General features: G+C 69.8%; 16 protein-coding genes. 4 read left to right on the top strand and 12 right to left on the bottom strand.

What is annotated here, in order from left to right; all coding sequences use genetic code 11:
- Nucleotides 1-33: 33 nt before the first annotated feature.
- From ACZ48X_RS18190 to ACZ48X_RS18180, 3 genes are all read right to left on the bottom strand, one after another.
- Entirely contained in the window at nucleotides 34-936 is a 903-nt protein-coding gene (locus ACZ48X_RS18190) for an ABC transporter ATP-binding protein (RefSeq protein WP_336348345.1), read from the bottom strand.
- The gene (locus ACZ48X_RS18185) at nucleotides 923-1822 is read right to left on the bottom strand and encodes an ABC transporter permease (protein ID WP_336348346.1); all 900 of its coding nucleotides are present in this window, start codon (nucleotides 1820-1822) and stop codon (nucleotides 923-925) included. Before ACZ48X_RS18185 ends, ACZ48X_RS18190 begins: the two co-directional genes overlap by 14 nt.
- Before the next feature lie 77 nt (nucleotides 1823-1899).
- Entirely contained in the window at nucleotides 1900-3192 is a 1293-nt protein-coding gene (locus ACZ48X_RS18180) for an acyl-CoA thioesterase/bile acid-CoA:amino acid N-acyltransferase family protein (RefSeq protein WP_336348347.1), read from the bottom strand.
- A 149-nt stretch (nucleotides 3193-3341) separates the two neighbouring features.
- On the opposite strand from ACZ48X_RS18180, the gene ACZ48X_RS18175 reads away from it, so the two are divergent.
- A complete protein-coding gene (locus tag ACZ48X_RS18175) occupies nucleotides 3342-3956 on the top strand; it encodes a CPBP family intramembrane glutamic endopeptidase (RefSeq protein WP_336348348.1) in 615 nt (204 codons plus the stop codon).
- On the opposite strand, the gene ACZ48X_RS18170 is transcribed toward ACZ48X_RS18175, so the two are convergent.
- The 6 genes from ACZ48X_RS18170 to ACZ48X_RS18145 all read right to left on the bottom strand — a co-directional run bounded on the left by ACZ48X_RS18170 (nucleotide 3928) and on the right by ACZ48X_RS18145 (nucleotide 10053).
- Nucleotides 3928-5217: a YcaO-like family protein gene (locus ACZ48X_RS18170; protein ID WP_336348349.1), complete on the bottom strand. Its 1290-nt coding sequence runs from the start codon at nucleotides 5215-5217 to the stop codon at nucleotides 3928-3930. The two genes, ACZ48X_RS18175 and ACZ48X_RS18170, sit on opposite strands and share 29 nt — an antisense overlap.
- A gap of 28 nt (nucleotides 5218-5245) precedes the next feature.
- Nucleotides 5246-6430: a TOMM precursor leader peptide-binding protein gene (locus ACZ48X_RS18165; RefSeq protein ID WP_336348350.1), complete on the bottom strand. Its 1185-nt coding sequence runs from the start codon at nucleotides 6428-6430 to the stop codon at nucleotides 5246-5248.
- Nucleotides 6427-7353 carry a SagB/ThcOx family dehydrogenase gene (locus ACZ48X_RS18160; protein ID WP_336348351.1) on the bottom strand — a complete coding sequence of 309 codons (927 nt, stop codon included), beginning with the start codon at nucleotides 7351-7353 and terminating at the stop codon, nucleotides 6427-6429. Before ACZ48X_RS18160 ends, ACZ48X_RS18165 begins: the two co-directional genes overlap by 4 nt.
- A gap of 744 nt (nucleotides 7354-8097) precedes the next feature.
- A complete protein-coding gene (locus ACZ48X_RS18155; protein WP_336348352.1) occupies nucleotides 8098-8319 on the bottom strand; it encodes a DUF7333 family protein in 222 nt (73 codons plus the stop codon).
- Nucleotides 8320-8399: 80 nt separating this feature from the next.
- Entirely contained in the window at nucleotides 8400-9122 is a 723-nt protein-coding gene (locus tag ACZ48X_RS18150) for a hypothetical protein (protein ID WP_336348353.1), read from the bottom strand.
- A gap of 100 nt (nucleotides 9123-9222) precedes the next feature.
- Nucleotides 9223-10053, bottom strand: a complete 831-nt coding sequence (locus ACZ48X_RS18145; protein ID WP_379761775.1) for an aldo/keto reductase — start codon at nucleotides 10051-10053, stop codon at nucleotides 9223-9225.
- A gap of 153 nt (nucleotides 10054-10206) precedes the next feature.
- On the opposite strand from ACZ48X_RS18145, the gene ACZ48X_RS18140 reads away from it, so the two are divergent.
- From ACZ48X_RS18140 to ACZ48X_RS18130, 3 genes are all read left to right on the top strand, one after another.
- The gene (locus ACZ48X_RS18140; RefSeq protein WP_336348354.1) at nucleotides 10207-10563 is read left to right on the top strand and encodes a hypothetical protein; all 357 of its coding nucleotides are present in this window, start codon (nucleotides 10207-10209) and stop codon (nucleotides 10561-10563) included.
- 85 nt (nucleotides 10564-10648) lie between these two features.
- The gene (locus ACZ48X_RS18135; RefSeq protein ID WP_336348355.1) at nucleotides 10649-11023 is read left to right on the top strand and encodes a hypothetical protein; all 375 of its coding nucleotides are present in this window, start codon (nucleotides 10649-10651) and stop codon (nucleotides 11021-11023) included.
- 154 nt (nucleotides 11024-11177) lie between these two features.
- Nucleotides 11178-12500 carry a hypothetical protein gene (locus tag ACZ48X_RS18130; protein WP_336348356.1) on the top strand — a complete coding sequence of 441 codons (1323 nt, stop codon included), beginning with the start codon at nucleotides 11178-11180 and terminating at the stop codon, nucleotides 12498-12500.
- A gap of 114 nt (nucleotides 12501-12614) precedes the next feature.
- Here ACZ48X_RS18130 and ACZ48X_RS18125 read toward each other — a convergent pair whose 3' ends face one another.
- The 3 genes from ACZ48X_RS18125 to ACZ48X_RS18115 all read right to left on the bottom strand — a co-directional run bounded on the left by ACZ48X_RS18125 (nucleotide 12615) and on the right by ACZ48X_RS18115 (nucleotide 15182).
- Nucleotides 12615-13193 carry a DUF7110 family protein gene (locus ACZ48X_RS18125; protein ID WP_336348357.1) on the bottom strand — a complete coding sequence of 193 codons (579 nt, stop codon included), beginning with the start codon at nucleotides 13191-13193 and terminating at the stop codon, nucleotides 12615-12617.
- A gap of 283 nt (nucleotides 13194-13476) precedes the next feature.
- Complete coding sequence (gene gfcR / locus ACZ48X_RS18120; RefSeq protein ID WP_336348358.1) at nucleotides 13477-14118, bottom strand: transcriptional regulator GfcR; 642 nt, start codon at nucleotides 14116-14118, stop codon at nucleotides 13477-13479.
- Entirely contained in the window at nucleotides 14115-15182 is a 1068-nt protein-coding gene (locus ACZ48X_RS18115; protein WP_336348359.1) for a glucose 1-dehydrogenase, read from the bottom strand. Before ACZ48X_RS18115 ends, gfcR begins: the two co-directional genes overlap by 4 nt.
- Between the last annotated feature and the right edge of the window lie 134 nt (nucleotides 15183-15316).

Raw genomic sequence — 15316 nt, 5'->3', positions numbered from 1 at the left:
GGACGCGTCGGCGAGGCGTCCGTTCCGCGGGCGTCAGTCCCAGGAGCGGACGCGCGTGTAGTAGTTGAACATGTCCGCGTACGTCGGGTCGGCCGCGGCGACCTTCTCCCGGTTCGAGTCGTCCGGAATCGTGCGTTTCGCGAGGTCGACGGTCGCGCCGTCCTGGAGGAACCCGCGGCGTTCCTGGCCGTCCTCGAACAGCCGGCCGTCGCGGACGAACTCGGAGACGTCGCCGACGAGCCGACGGCCGTCGACGCGGAGGACGCGCGGGACGTCCGCGAGGAGCGCGTCGGGGTCGCCGGCGGCGACGCGCTCGCCGTGCTGGACGAACGCGACGTGACTCGCGATGTCGGCGTCCATCGGTTCGTGACTCGTGAAGACGACGGTCTTCCCGTCGTCGACGAGGTCGCGGAGGTACGAGTGCAGGCGGTCGATCGTCGTCATGTCCAGTTCCGCGCTCGGCTCGTCGAGCAGGTAGAGCGGGACGTCGACCGAGAGCGTCGCCGCGAGCTCGAGCTTGCGCGTCATCCCGCCCGAGTAGTCGCGAACGGGTTTGTCGAGCGCGTCCCTGTCGAGGTCGAGCCAGTCGACGATGTCGCGCCACTCGTCGGTCGCTCGCGGGTGGAGGCCCGCGTAGAACTCGAGGTTCTCGCGGCCCGTGAGGTCCGGGAGCGCGAGCCCGCCCTGGATCATGAACGAGAGGTCGGTTCTGGCCTCGGTCGGCGACCGCCCGAGCACCTCGACGTCGCCGTCGTCGGGCGAGAGCGCGCCGCAGAGACACGACAGGAGGATGGTCTTCCCGGCGCCGTTCGGCCCCATGAGGAGCGTGACGTCGTTCGCCGGCACGCGAAGGTCCGCGTCGTCGAGCACGACCGCGTCGCCGAACGTCTTCCGGACGCCGGTCGCGCTCACCGCGAGCGCGTCACTCACCCGCATCACCCCCGTAGACGGCGCGACGCATCGTGAGGACGGCGACACCCCAGAGCGCGACCGCGAACCCGAGGAGGACGACGAGGTAGACGGGGTCCGCGGGGAGTTCCGGCGGCGTGACGCCGGCGCTCGCGGCCGCGCTTCCATGGACGTCCGTGAGGTGGTATACCTGGAGGCGTGCGGCGAGCGAGTTCGGGACGAGGTTCACGTAGTCCGCGAGCGGCGACATCGCGGGCTGGACGCCGTTGAAGCCCGTGGAGAAGAACAGGACGAGGAGCGTGGTGTTCGTGATGACGGTGAGGTACTCGCCCTTCGTGACGACCGCCGAGAGCACGACCGCGGTCGACATCCCGACGATACAGAACAGGAGGAGGCTCGCGAGCACGACCGGCACCGAGAGTACGCTGTGGAGGTCGAAGCTCGCGCCGTCGACGTACCCGACCGCGATGACGCTCCAGAACGACGCGAGCGCGAGCACGAACCCGGCGAGGAACCGCCCGGTGAGGTCCGCCGACGGATAGACGGGGAGCGACCGGAGCTTCCGGTAGCGCTTCTCCTCGAGGTCGGCGGTGAAGTTCTGCGCGAACGAGACGAGCGTCACCGTGAACGCGCCGAACAGCCCGAACGAGATGGCGTTCGTCGCCTTCGTGTCCGCCATCACCGCCGCCAACTCGGCCTCCGGGACGCCCTGTGGTTCGCTGATGAACAGCACCATCGTGAGGAAGTACCAGAACACCGGCCAGAGGATCGCCCAGAACAGCGCGACCTTGCTGCGCGCGAGTTCGCGGAGCGACCGCCGAGCGAAGCTCTTCGTCTGCCTGTACCATGGGGCGACGCCCGTGGCGTCGTCCGCTCGCTGCGTCGTCTGGGTCGATGCGTGGTCGGTTGCCATGTGTGTCCTGGAATGGTCGGTCGTCGAGTGCGCGCGCTCGGTCGTTGCGTGATCGGTCGTCGTGGACTCGGACGTGGTCATGGGTCGAGCCCCCGGTCGAGGTACGCGAGCGCGAGCGGCCACGCGGACCGGGCGGCGCGAGCGTTCGCGTCGACCGAGCCGCCGCCGGCGAGCGAGAGCCCGGGCACGATGTCGCCGACGTCCGTGCGCGTCGCGTCGTACGGCACCGGGACGACGTGCCCGGCGCCGTCGGTCGAGTGGTGCTCGTGAGCGTACGCGTGGTCGTGCGCGTCGAGGCGCGCGTCGAGCTCGTCGCAGAACCGGCTGGACGGCCAGAGCGCGTCGTCGGTCCCGGAGACGAGGAGGACGGGGCCGGCGACGCGCTCGACGGGGATGCGGGCGTCCGCGACGACGTCGTCGTCGGCCTGCTCGATGCTGCGTTCGTAGATCGGGCGGAGTTCGAGTTCGTCGCGCTTCACGAACCGCCCGAGTGCACCGGGCACGAACCGCTTCCCGAACGAGTACGGGACGAAGGGAACGTCGACGCCGCCGCGCGTCCACGGCGTGCCGACGCTCCCCCAGCCGTCCGGGATGCCCTGGAAGACGACGCTGCTCGGCGCGTACGCGACCACCGCGCCGATCTCTGCGTTCTGCGCGGCGAGCAGGAGGCCGGCGTTCGCGCCGCGAGACCAGCCGACGACGCCGAACGGGGCGGCGCGGACGCTCGACCGGTTCGAGAGCCAGTCGAGCGCACGCTCGAAGTACTCGATGCGGATGCCGTCGAGCGCGTCCGGCCGCCCGTCGACCTCGGGGCCGAAGTACGAGAGCGCCAGCACCGCGTACCCCTCGCTCGCCAGCAGCGGCCCGACCTTCCACGGCGGGTCGCCGCCGCCACCGGCGAGCACGAGCACGCCCGGGTGCGGGCCGTCGCCCGCGGGTTCGAGGAACCGCCCGACGACGCCGCGGTCGTCGACGACCGACGCCGTGACGCCCTCGGGCGCGAGCACGCGCTCGACGGTCGTCTCCGCGACCGGTTCGCCGTCGACGCGCGCGGTCACGTCCACGACGAGCGACGTGACGGCTTCGTCGGGCGCTGCGAGGTCGCGCTCGGTCGTCATCGACAGCGTCCGGAACAACCCCATCGCGTCCGCGCCGTCGTACGCGTCGTCGACCGGCGCGTGCTCGGCGAGGTCGACGACGCCGTCGCCGTCCGCCTCGAACGTCGCCGACGACTCGAGGACGCCCGACCGGTCCGGCATCCGCGCCGAGAGTTCGACGCGCGCACCGGGGTCGACGCCCGAGAGCCGGAGTTCGACGCGCTCCGTGAACGCAGGACGGCGAGGCGTCACGTCGAACGAGGCGTCGGTCATGTCGACGCCACCCCCGTCGCGTCGCGGTCCGTCAGCGTGATGTGCGTCCGCGGTGACCGCTCGGGCACGATGCACGACGGCCGCGAGATAGCGCGACGAGTGACGCCACGGGACCGCGACCCGAGCCGCCGACCGCGGAGGCGGGTCGCGTGACGGTCGCGTGGGCCGCCGTCGCGCTCGCGTACGTCCTCGTCGTGCCGGTCGCGTTCGCGGGCGTCGTCGTGCTCGGCCCGCGCGTCGGGTACGCGTACCGGCGCGAGCACGACCGCTGGGTGTACGCCGCGCTGTCGATAGCGTTCGCGAGCGCGCTCGTCCTCGGCGGACCGGTCGCGCCGACGCTCCGGTTCGAGCCCGCGTTCGCGCTCGCACTCCCCGCCGGCGTCGCGCTCTACTTGCTCGACACCGCCGTCGTCGAACGCGTCACGGGCGCGGCCGTCGAACGCGGAACGAGCGAATTCGCGTACGCCGCACCGATGCTGCTCGCGGTCGTCCCCGAGGAACTCGTCTTCCGGACGGCGCTCGCCCCGCTCGCGAGCGCGTACGGCGACGTCGCGTTCGTCGCCGCCTCCGCCGTCGGGTTCGGGCTCGCGCACGTCGCTCGCGGCCGCCGAGAGGTCGCCCTGAAGACCTGGGATGGCGTGGCGTACGCCGTCGCGTACGTCGCGACCGGGACCGTCGTCGTGCCGGTGCTCGCTCATCTCGGGTACAACCTCGCTGCGTTGTGGACCATTGCGTTCACGGGAATGGATGCGGTCGGTCGGTGAGTTCGTCCCCGTCGAACGCCGGATGGTTCTCGGGGAGCGCGAACGGGAGCGTCAACGGCACGAGTTCCGGGACGACGACGCGCGTCACGGCGAGCCCGACGTCGCGGACGTCCCGCGTCGTCAGGTCGAACGCGATCGGCGTGAACCCCGCGTCGTCGAGTTCGTCGAGCACGAACTCGAGCGCGCGCTCGGTCGACCAGTCCGAGCGGTCCGGGAACCCCTCGGACGGGACGGGCTCCGGGTCGCGTTCGAACAGCGTCGCGACCTCGTCGAAGTGCTCGGGGAGCGTGTAGTAGAGGACGTTCGCGTCGAAGTTGTCCTCGGGGTCCGCCGGGTCGAGGTCGTCGACGTCGTACTCGACGGCGAGTTCGGCGGCGTACGGCCATCCCTGCACGCACTCGACGAGCGACGACAGCACGGCGTCGACGGGGTCGACGTCAGCGCCGCCGCCGAGCAGGAACTTCGGGCGTTCGTCGCGGTCGTTCACGAGCGCCGCACCGAGCGTCGGCACGTCCAGCGGGGAGTCGTACGCGAACGCGTGCGCGGTCGTCGCCCGGTCGACGTGGTCGTCGAGGAAGTCGTCGACGCCCGGGATGGACGCGGGGTCGTACCGCGTCGGCGGCTCCTGGCGCCCCCACGACCGCATGAACGCGTCGCGTTCGACGAGTTCGTAGAGCGACCCGAGGAGCGCCGACGGGACGTCCGGGCCCGCGGCGCAGCCGTTCGAGGTGCCGAGGAGTCGCGTCTCCGTCGCGGCGAGCGACCCGACGTCCGCCCACACGAGGTCCGCGGGCACCGCTACCGGTTCGCCCGTGAGGAGGTTCGTGCCGGTCGTCCACGGCAGTTCGACGTCGCGCGAGAACTCGGCGAGTCGCTGCTCGTAGACGCCGTCGCCCCAGATGTCGAGGTGCTCGTAGTCGACGACGCGCTCGCTTTCGGCGACCGCCTCGTACGTCGCCATCTCGAGGTCGTCGAGCGCCGGCGGGAAGCACAGACAGTAGCGTTCGACGGTCTCGCCGAGCGCGCTCATGAACGACCCTTCGAGGTCGCGGGCCTTCCCGCCGAGCGAGAGTTCGAGGGGCGCGTCGGCGTCAGCGAGGTACGCGACGTCGGTTGTGTCGGGCGTGCACAGCGTCGCCCGCGGCTCGTGGCGGGACTGCTGCATGAGGTGCAGCGAGTTCACGATGCCCGTGTGCTCGCCGAGCAGCCGTCCCGCGTTCGCGTCGATGGGCGTGTCGTGCACGTGGACGTCCACGGTCACGCACCTCCCCGAGCGGTCTCAAGCACGGTCAGTCACCTCCCCGAGCGGTCTCTGTCGACCCCCGGATGCGGTCGGCGTGCACGACGTCGTCGAGCGAGACGAACGGCGAGTGGCCGTCGTCCGGGTCGACGCCGCAGGTCGGGCAGCGCGGGAGGCGCAGGACGTCCTCGGTGGTGGTCGCGCAGTCGAGCGCGTTCACGGTGACGACCGCACCCGCGGTGAATCCGACGCCGAACGCGAGCAGGTGCACGAGGTCGAGCGAGAGGTAGCCGGCGACCGCGCGTTCGAGCATCGGGAGCGAGCGCGCCGCGAGGTGGTCGTCGACCTCGACCGCGTCCCGGTACCCGAGGTAGCCCTCGCGGTTCGCGACGTTCGCGAGCGTTCGCCGCTCGAAGCACTCGTAGCACGCGGTCTCCCCGGGGAAGACGGCGGGCCCGACGACGCCGTCGAACCCGAGCGCCTGCCCGAGCACCCACGGCGTCCCCGCCTCGTGCGTCGCCTCGTTCAGGTCCGCGAGCAGCGTCGGTCGCGGGCGCGTCCCCGCGTAGACGACGAAGTCCGCGGCCGCGACGACCTCGTGGAGCGCATCGCGCTCGAACACCTCGAACCGGTCGTCGTCGCGGACGTACGCGAACGCGTCCCCGCCAGCGACGCCGTCGACCTCGACTCGCGCGGCGTCGCCGCCCGCCGTCGACGCGTCCTCGCCGACCGTTGCTCCGCCGCCCGCGGTCGCGTCGTCGAGCGAGACGACGCCGACGTCGCCGACGCCGAGCGCGAGCACGTCCTCCGCGACGTGACGCACCATCCTGGCGTCGCCGACGAGCGCGACCGTCTTCGACGCGACGCGGTCCGCGTCCGCCGCCCGGAACCGATGCCGCATCGCGAGATGGTGATGGAGTGGGTCCGCGTCGTCGCTCGCGTCGTACACGACGTCGTTCTCGGCGAGCGCCGCGAGCGCGTCCAGGACCTCCTCGCGTTCCGCGCCCTCGAACCCCTCGAGGACGTCCTCGACGTGCGTCTCGCCGTCGATCCGGTCCACGAGCGCGGTGATGCCGTCGTCCTCGTCCGCGTCCCGGAGCGTGAGGATGGGGCCGCTCCACGGGCCAGCGCGAACGTGGAGGGTGTTCTCGTCGACCTGTGCTGGGACGACCGTCGGGTTGAACGCGGGATACGTCACGTCCAGCGCGTCGTGCGTTGCTGATTCGTCTGTCATGGATCGCCTCCGTGGTCGAGCTGCCCGACCGAGATACTGTAGACTGCGGCCTCGTTCACGCCGTCGACGCCGAGGAGGTCGTTCGCTTCGTCGTCGTAGAACGCCGCGAGCGGCACCGACGCCAGCCCGACCGCGTTCGCCGCGAGCTGGAGGTTCTGCGCGAGATGCCCGGACTCCTGGAGGACGAACCGGTACCCGCGCGGCCCGTACTTCGCCATCGCCCGCCAGAACGCGCCCGTGAGGAACACCGACACCGCGGCGTCCGTCGGGTCGTGGACGTCACGTGGAATCGAGATGACGTCGTCCACTCGGTCGACCACGTCCGGGTCGCGGTCGAGCACGCGGACCGCGTGCTCCTCGGGGACGTAGTAGTACAGGCCCCGCGGGAGGTCAGCGCCCTCGTTGACGACCGCGACGTACGCCTCGACCGGGTAGAGTCCACCCGCCGACGCGTACGCGCGGAACGGCTTCTCGACGTCATCGTGCCCGTCGCCCGTCTCCCCGACGACGTCCTTCCCGGTGACGCCGCACGCGTGCTGGAGGAGCGTCGACAGGTCCTGGAGCGAGATACCTTCGCCCGACATCGCTCGACGGCTTCGACGCGTCACCACGACCGTGTCGAACCGGTCGTCCAGGCCGTCCGTCGGCGGGAGGTCGACGAGGTCCGCGTCGGCGTGGTCGGGCTGGAGGCGCGCTTGCGCGTACCCGAGCGACGGGTCGCCCGTGAACGTCCCCGCCGCAGGACCCAGCTGGAACTCGGATTGACGCGTCAGTTTCGTGTTCTCGTGGAACCGCTCCGCGACGTTCCCGGACTCGAACGCCCGCCCAGTGTACTCGTTGAAGTACGATTCGCGCGGTCGCGCGACCGTCGGGTCGAAGCGCTGACTCCGGAGTTGACGGAGTCGATTCAGGTCGACGTTCATCGCGCTCGCCCTCCGTCAGTCATCGCACCGGTCCTCCGTCGGTCGGCGCGTCGCGTTCGTGAATCGTGGCACTGGGTGTCCGTCGGTCGTCACTCCGAGTTCGGTGGTCATGGCGCTGGGTCTCCGTGGGTCATAGCGCTGGGTCTCCGTGGGTCGTGGCGTCGAGTCGCGATGGTGGGTCCTCGTGGAGGAGGCGTCACGGGAGCGGGGTCGTTCGAGTCGGCGCCGTCGCCCCCGCTGCGAGAGGACCGGGTGGCGACGGCGGTCGTCGGTCGATGCGTCCGGGAGTGCAGCGCACTGGCGGCCCGCCGGCGCTGCTGGCTCCCCGTCAGTTGGCGTTACAACAGCAGGAGCTGCACGTGCAGCAGCTACAGCTGGAACCGCCGTCGACGGGGACCGTGCGCTCGGTCGTCGAATCGTCGGTGATCTCGAGCTTCATGAGATACATCTTATCCACTGTTAGGATAATATTTAAACATTCTGGCGGTGGAGATTATCGCGGCTCGAACGCCGGTAATCCGCCGCTGTCTGTCGATTCAGTGGCGAGCGAACGGTCGGGAACGGACACGGAGTTCTTCCTCGCGAACGCAACTGCATGAAGAGCCGTGGGGCGAATACGGACGCTCATTTATGGCGCTGACGCAGCGTCGACCGATACCCACAGCCGAGACCCACACCCACAGCACGCGCTCGGCGAGGGACTGCACGATTGCGGCGGCACCGGAGAACGAAGAACTGCTGGGGCTACCCGCCGAACTGTCGCGACCCGTCACCGCCGCCGCCCGCGCGGTGCTCGCCGTGCTTCACGCCGAGGAACAGACACAGCCCACCGAAGACGAGCACGGACGGTGCCACCATCATCAAGATCGTCGACGCCGCCATCACGCCGGAAGCGAGCAAGCCGCCGACGCCAACGACGACGACGAGCAGGAAGAGACCGATCGTTGTGCCTTGAGTGAACTCCATACCTGTCGATACGAGTGCGACGACGAGAAGATGACGGTCGCGGAACCCCCCGCCGGACCCGTCCCCGGAGTCGCGACGACCTACGCGGTCGGCCGGGCGGCGTTCGCGAGTGACACCAGAATCCCGACGAGCCATCCGAGCGGGATGGACACCGCGAGCCACATCGCGACGTACGCGACCCCGGTGAGGTCGTACTCGGTCCGCAGGTAGTCGTTCACGCCACCGAGCGCGAGGACGTTGTCGAGGAACCACGCCGCGACGCTCTCGCTCCCGCCGAACACGACGTCGCCGAGCGCCGGCGAGTAGAACGCCGCGACGACCGGCGGCAGGAACAACGCGGTCACCGCCGCCGGATACGCCGCGAGCACCGTCGTGGCTCGGCCACCGACCTGCGAGAACAGGAACGCCAGCCCCGCGCACGCCGTCGCGACGAGCGCCGCCGCCACCATCGCGATGAACCCACTGAACGTGAACCGGAAGTACGACGCCGCCGCGAGCGCACCCCACGCCAGCACCGCGAGGAACAGCGTCCCCAGCAGCCCCAGGCGCGTGGACGTCGAATCCGCGCTCCACGCGAGGTACCGGAGGACGACGCCCGCGAGCGCGAGCGGATACCCCACCAGCACGAAGAGCGCGCCGAGCGCGCTCCACGCGCGGTACGCGACCATCCCGCTCGTCGTCTCCGGCGTCCACTTCCCGAGCACTTGCGACTCCTCGGTCCGCTGCCGCGGGAAGAACAGCGCCATCCACGACTCGTGGAGCCGCCGCACGTCCACCGCGACCCCCTCGACCAGACCACTCATACGCTACCGCACGCCCCCCACCGTTTGAACGCTTACGGCTCTCGCCGCCACGCGAACGGACGCGAACCGCGGTGTGCGACCGGTCGCGACCACGAGCACGCTACCAGGGCGCGAACCCGGGGTCGACCTCGCGGTCCGAGCGGTCGAGCCGCCCGATGCGCTCCAGGTCGCCGTCGTCCAGGTCGACGCCGAGACTCAGCCAGTTGTCCTCGATGTGCGCGTGCCCCGTCGCCTTCGGGATCGCCGTGATGCCCTGCTCGCGGAGCCACGCGAGACTCACCTGCGCCTCGCTCACGTCGTGCTTCCCCGCGATCTCCGAGATGACGGGTTCGTCGAACACGCTCCCGCGAGCGAGCGGCGAGTACGCCACGAGTTCGACGTCGTGCTCGTCGCACGCCGCCCGGAGCTCCTCCTGTTGGAGGAACGGATGACACTCGACCTGGTTCGCGAACACGTCCGCCGCGAGTATCTCCTCCGCCTCCGCGACGTGCTCGGGTTCGAAGTTCGACACGCCGACGTGCTCGATGGTGCCGTCCTCCGCGAGCGCGTCGAACGCCGCGAGCGTGTCCGCTGGGTCGTACGTTCGGGACGGCCAGTGGACGTAGAGGAGGTCGACGTAGTCCACGCCGAGCTTCTCGAGGCTCTCCTCGGTCGTCGCGAGCACGTCGTCGTGACTGAGGTTGTCGATCCAGACCTTCGTCGCGAGGAAGACGTCCTCGCGGTCGACGTCCGCCGCCTCGATACCGTCGCCGACGGCCGCCTCGTTCCCGTACGCTTGCGCGGTATCGATGTGTCGGTACCCCATGTCGAGCGCGGTCCGCACGGACTCCGCGCACTGCTCGGGGTCTTCGTTCTGCCACGTCCCGAGGCCGAGCATCGGCATGTCCTTCGCGTGCGGTACGTCGCTCGCCGTTCGCGGTGGTGTCGTCATGGTGAGTGCGAGACGCTATGCCCTGAAAGCGATTGGGGTGGCGGCCAAGAGACGTTGGCGACCACCGGGCAACGACGACCGACGCGACGCGTCGACGCGGGCGCTGCGGGCGAGTCACCGGCGTTTAACTCGCTCGCGGTCGACCGACCGCGCATGGAGTACGTCTACGTCGTCGCCGCCGCCGCGATCGCCGTCGTCGGGTCCGGATTCGCGCTGCTCGTCCTCCGGAAAGGGAAGAACGCGGAAGCCCGGAAGTCCGAGCGAGCGCACGCCGACGCCCAGAAGCGCGACCCGCCCGTCGACCTCGGCGAGACCTACGAGTTCGGCGTGCACGAGTTCACCACGCATCACTCCGGCGAGTCGATCGCCGTCGGGAAGGTCGAAGGGTTCGTGCTGTTCGTCGAGGACGTCCCCGCGAGCGTGCAGGTCGGGGACGTCATCGAAGCGACCGTTCTCTCCTGGAACGACGGGCGGACGTCCGCCGACGCGACGTTCGAACGCGAACGCTGACTCGGCCCGCGGCGACGCTGCGAGGCGACGCCGGTCGAAGCATCGCGGCCATCGTTTTATCCCACCCCCGGGCGTCGTGCGGAGTATGGCAACGACGGTCTCCAGCGTCATCGTGTTCGTCGTATCGCTCCTCGTCGGCGGCGTCGCAATCCACCTCGGCGCGACGTTCGCGCTCAAGGGCAAGGACTACACGTACGCCGTCGTCACGGCACTCCTCGGGTCGCTCGCGTGGACGGGCGTCGAGGTCGCGTTCTCGCTCGCGGACGTCTCCCTCGGGTCGCTCGCGAGCGTCCTCGCGCTCGTCGTCTGGGTCGGCGTCGTCAAGTGGCGGTATCGAGCGGGCTGGCTGCGCGCCGGCCTCATCGGCGTGTTCGCGTGGATCGCCGCGCTCCTCGTCCTCTCGCTCCTCTCGCTCCTCGGCGTTACCGCGGTCGACGCGTACGGCGTCCCCGGAGTCTGACCCCAGGAATCCCATTCTGTCGATGGCGTCCCGCGGCCCGCTTCGCGCGCCGCGACCGCCACCCCGGTCGCGTCGTCACGTGGTCGTCGACTGGTAACCAACCAGCAGGTATCGGGGCGGTACGATTGTCATTCTGGGGTGCAAGGAGCCAGCAATGGACCGCCGCCAGCTCCTGGCATCGGGAGCGCTGGTCGGGAGTGGGCTCCTCGGCGACACGACGCTACGTGCCGCTCGACGACACCTCGGCCTGTGGAGCGCCCCACCGAAGCCGCGCGCGACCCCCGTCGTCCGCGACCCAGGACTGACCGGTCGCATCGACGCCGTCGACGACGACGCCGTGACCGTCTCCGTGACCGCGACCGACCCACGCGACCCGTTCCGGGTCGTCGTCTGCAGGCGCACGTACCCCGACGGTCGCGTGCGAGCGCGAGCGAGGACCGACCGCGTCCGGGTCGACGCGGACACGCCCACGGCGACGGTCACCGTCGAGGTCGCTGACGGGACGGTCGAACGCGACCGCGACCCCTGGTTCTACGAGGTGTACGCACGCCCCGGGCTCGACGGCGAACGACGCGCGTACCTCTGCGAGTCCGCACCGTACGCGTGGACGTCCGCCGGGGACGCCGTCCGTGCACCGCGCGTCGCCGACGCCAAGCCCGCGGTCGACGGCGGCGACTTCGAGCGTCGACGCGACCGGAACGACTACGCGCTGACGTACCGCTGGCGGGACGTCGCCGACGCGACGTGGGCGGTCGACTACCGAGTGCGGCGGTCGACGCACGAGGCCGCCGTCGCCGCCGACCGCGGCTACGTCCGGACCTACGAGGAATCCCTGGCGAGCCCGGTCGCAGCGCACCTGCTCGCATCCCTCGACCAGGACGCTCGCCGCCCCGAGACGAGGAGACGAACACCGGACGACGGTCGCAACGACAGCCCCGACGCCAACCGCGACGACAACCGCGCCGACGGCCGCGACGACAGCCGAGACGACCGAGACACCGACAGCGGTCTCGCGTCGCTCTCCGCCGGCCGACGGTTCGACGCCCTCGTGCGGTTCGTGCAAGCCATCGAGTACGGGTACGACGCCGACACCGTCGGCGCGTACGACTACCACCGCACCGTCGAGGAGACCCTCGTCGCCGGCGTCGGCGACTGCAAGGACCGCACGTACCTGCTCGCCGGCCTCCTCCACCACGCGTTCGACTGCCGGACCGCGCTCCTCTTCCAGTCCGGGCACGTCCTCCTCGGCGTCCACCCCGACGACGTCCCCGCACTCCCCTACGCCCACGACCCCGTGCGTATCGGCGACGACGACTGGGTGCCCGTCGAACCGTCGCTCCGCGTCCCCGTCGGCTACCACACGTCCGCGCCGTTCATCGCCGTCTACGCCGGCGGCGAGTGGCGATACCACGACGCGAGCGCCATCGTCCGCGGCGCCGACCGCGTCCTCGAGACCTTCACGGACTACGTCATCTGACAGACCCAACCACGTCAGGTCACTCCTTCGGCTGCGCGACGCGGTCGCTCCGCACAACAGACAGCCGTCGAGAATCCGAACCGCTCGTCTCGCCGCACCGCTCGCGCCGCAGTATCAGCTGATGAACTTGTTGTCGCGCCAGTTCACGCCGCTCTTCCCCTCCTCGTTCTCGCCGGGACCTTCGACGACCTCGATCTTCGCCGGGCGTTCCTCGCCGTCGACGATACGGTGCGCGGTCAGCTCGCCGTCCTGGCTCGTGATGGCGGTGAGCGTGCCCTTGTCCGCGAGCTTCGCTATCTCGCGGAGCACCTGGAACATCTCGTACTGCAAGAGGGAGTTCTGGAGGACGGTCTCGCGGTCACCCTTGAACGCCGCGAACTCCACGAGCTCGCTCTCGATCTCCTCTTCCTCTTCGTCGCCCCACGTCGGCCCGTTGTTCACCTCGTCGGGGTCCTCCTCGTACACGCGGACCTCCGTGACGCTGGCCTTCAGCTGGGCGGTCGGCGTGTACTTGCTGACCTTGTCCTCGGCGATGGCCTTGAGAATGAGGGTGTTGTTCCGACGCGTGATGTCCACGTCGTCGACGTCGACGGGGAGTTCCGGGTCGTTGTCGAAGTACTCTCGAACGTCTTCGAGAGGCAGTTCGAGTGTCGAATGCAATCGGTAGACGTGACCTGTTTCGTCTGATGACATGGGAATAGTTTACGGCGCCGCCTGGTGGCCCTGCCGCTTGCCCTCTAGTAGGGCTGGCGAGTTTATATGACCTGCTGTTTGTTCCGAGTTTTGCGGTGTGGAATATCGGGCCTCAGCCCGCGAACCGCACGAACGTATGAGAAACCCTACCACGACCGGTGTGGGTGGTGGTGGCGTGGTCAACCGAGCACGACCGAGACCAGGGAGCAACCGCGTTGGCGACGAGAACCAGGACCGGGGTGCTCGTCCGGGAAGGCACCGGTACGCGTTCAGGCGTCGGTCGTCACTCGTCGTTCCCGACGCGCAGCACCTGCAGGAGCGAGTAGACGGGGACGCCGTCGATCTCGTCGTGGCCCTGTTTGTCGACGAGGACGCACGCGGCGACGGGCTTCCCGCCCTGCTTCTTGACGGCTTCGATGGTTTCGGTGAGCGTCGTGCCGCTCGTGATGATGTCGTCCACGACGTAGCACTCGCGGCCGCGGATCTGCGCGAAGTTCCGCGAGAACGACCCGCCGAGGTCGTCGAGGTCGCCCTCGTCCCACTGGTGCTTGCGGGGCGCGTACGTCGCCAGGTCCGTGTCGAGTTCGCGCGCGATGCTCGTCGCGATGGGTGCACCCGCCTTCTCGATGCCGATGGTGAGGTCCACGGAATCGCCCTCCTTCTCGAGGAGGTCGGCCATCGCGGCGGACATCGTCGACAGCCGCCAGGAGTCCCGTCCGATGGCGGACCAGTCGACGTGGATGTCGTGCGGGCCGCTCGGGCCGTCGCTGGCGCCCGCGTCGGCGGCGGGTGACGCGCCCGAGCGCTCCACGAGCCAGCTCGCGGTCTCGCGGGACACGTTCAGTTCGTCTGCGATCTCGCCCTTGCTGAGGCCGCGGTCGGCGAGTTCGGCTGCACTCTCGATGAGGTCGTCGACGTTCTTCATCTACGCCCGAATTCGACGGCCGTTTTTATAGTGCTGTCGTCGGTGGCGAACGCCGCGTCGAGTTCGTCCAGACCGTACACGCCCGTGACGAGGTCGTCGAGGAACGCGTCGTCGAGCCCGAGGAGGGTGTCGACGCCGGCTTCGAAGTCGCTGACGCCGGAGTTGACGCTTCCGACGAGCGCCTTGTTGTGGAGGACGAGTTCGCGATGAATGGCGCCGCCGTCGACCTCGAACTCCCAGTCTCCGGGGACGCCCAGGAGCGCGCCGACGCCGTTCGGCGCGAGCGCGTCGACGGTCTGGAACGCGTGGGGCGCGTACCCGGTGGCTTCGTACACGAAGTCGATTGGTTCGTGCACGTCGGGTATCTCGTCGACGGGCGTTTCCCGAGAGTCGACGTACGTCGCGCCGAGGTCGTCGATGACGTCGATGGTTGGGTCGGGGCGGTCGCGGCGACCGAGACAGTAGAGGCGCTCGAAGCGGTCGCTCGCGTCGAGCATCGCGAGCGTGAGGAGGCCGAGGCTGCCGTTCCCGAGGACGGCGGCGGTCTCGGGCTGCCAGTCGAACGCGGACCGGGCGGCGAACGCGAGCGCGAACGCCTTCTCGCTGATGCTCGCGGGTTCGACGAGGAACCCGAGGTCCGCGAGTTCCTCGGGTATCTCGACGAGGTACTCGGCGGGGCTCGTGAAGTACTCGCTCATGAAGCCGTGCGCGCCGACGATGCCGCGCTCGTGGTACTGGCCGTCGGGGGCGTAGTCGGGTTCGCCGCGAGCGAAGTACTCGTTCTCGCCGTTCGGGCGTCGGCGGACGGTCGGAACGACGACGTCGCCTTCTTCGAGGTCGGTGCCGTTCGGGTCCTCGACGACGCCGACCGCTTCGTGCCCGAGGACGAGGTGGTCCTCGCCGTCGGGGAACCCGCCGTGACTCCCGTCGATGACCTCGTGGTCGGTGCCGTCGATGCCGACGCGGAGCGTCCGCACGAGGGCTTCGCCCGACCCTGGTTCGGGTCGTGGTTTCTCGATGCGGACGGGGCGATCCCCGCCGCGGCGGACTGCGATAGCTTGCATAGCGTTCCCAATGCACCCCATCGTCAAAAGATTTATTCTCTACCGAGTAAAGTATGAGGTGCCGGTGGGTGTCAGCCTGTCGACGCCGAGAGGACCCGTGCCACAGTACTCTCGGCAGGCCCAGCAACGTTTCC

The sequence above is a fragment of the Halorubellus litoreus genome (assembly GCF_055378595.1).
The sequence above is the reverse complement of the archived record's forward strand: the minus strand, read 5'-3'. Positions and strand labels throughout refer to the sequence as shown.

Excerpts from the sequence above, each read along its gene's own strand:
- ACZ48X_RS18115 (WP_336348359.1), bottom strand. The coding sequence starts at position 15,182 with ATGCAAGCTATCGCAGTCCGCCGCGGCGGGGATCGCCCCGTCCGCATC.
- ACZ48X_RS18165 (WP_336348350.1), bottom strand. The coding sequence starts at position 6,430 with ATGACAGACGAATCAGCAACGCACGACGCGCTGGACGTGACGTATCCC.
- ACZ48X_RS18150 (WP_336348353.1), bottom strand. The coding sequence starts at position 9,122 with ATGAGTGGTCTGGTCGAGGGGGTCGCGGTGGACGTGCGGCGGCTCCAC.
- ACZ48X_RS18185 (WP_336348346.1), bottom strand. The coding sequence starts at position 1,822 with ATGGCAACCGACCACGCATCGACCCAGACGACGCAGCGAGCGGACGAC.
- ACZ48X_RS18130 (WP_336348356.1), top strand. The coding sequence starts at position 11,178 with ATGGACCGCCGCCAGCTCCTGGCATCGGGAGCGCTGGTCGGGAGTGGG.
- ACZ48X_RS18140 (WP_336348354.1), top strand. The coding sequence starts at position 10,207 with ATGGAGTACGTCTACGTCGTCGCCGCCGCCGCGATCGCCGTCGTCGGG.
- ACZ48X_RS18160 (WP_336348351.1), bottom strand. The coding sequence starts at position 7,353 with ATGAACGTCGACCTGAATCGACTCCGTCAACTCCGGAGTCAGCGCTTC.
- ACZ48X_RS18135 (WP_336348355.1), top strand. The coding sequence starts at position 10,649 with ATGGCAACGACGGTCTCCAGCGTCATCGTGTTCGTCGTATCGCTCCTC.
- ACZ48X_RS18145 (WP_379761775.1), bottom strand. The coding sequence starts at position 10,053 with ATGACGACACCACCGCGAACGGCGAGCGACGTACCGCACGCGAAGGAC.
- ACZ48X_RS18190 (WP_336348345.1), bottom strand. The coding sequence starts at position 936 with ATGCGGGTGAGTGACGCGCTCGCGGTGAGCGCGACCGGCGTCCGGAAG.
- ACZ48X_RS18125 (WP_336348357.1), bottom strand. The coding sequence starts at position 13,193 with ATGTCATCAGACGAAACAGGTCACGTCTACCGATTGCATTCGACACTC.
- ACZ48X_RS18180 (WP_336348347.1), bottom strand. The coding sequence starts at position 3,192 with ATGACCGACGCCTCGTTCGACGTGACGCCTCGCCGTCCTGCGTTCACG.
- gfcR (WP_336348358.1), bottom strand. The coding sequence starts at position 14,118 with ATGAAGAACGTCGACGACCTCATCGAGAGTGCAGCCGAACTCGCCGAC.
- ACZ48X_RS18155 (WP_336348352.1), bottom strand. The coding sequence starts at position 8,319 with ATGGAGTTCACTCAAGGCACAACGATCGGTCTCTTCCTGCTCGTCGTC.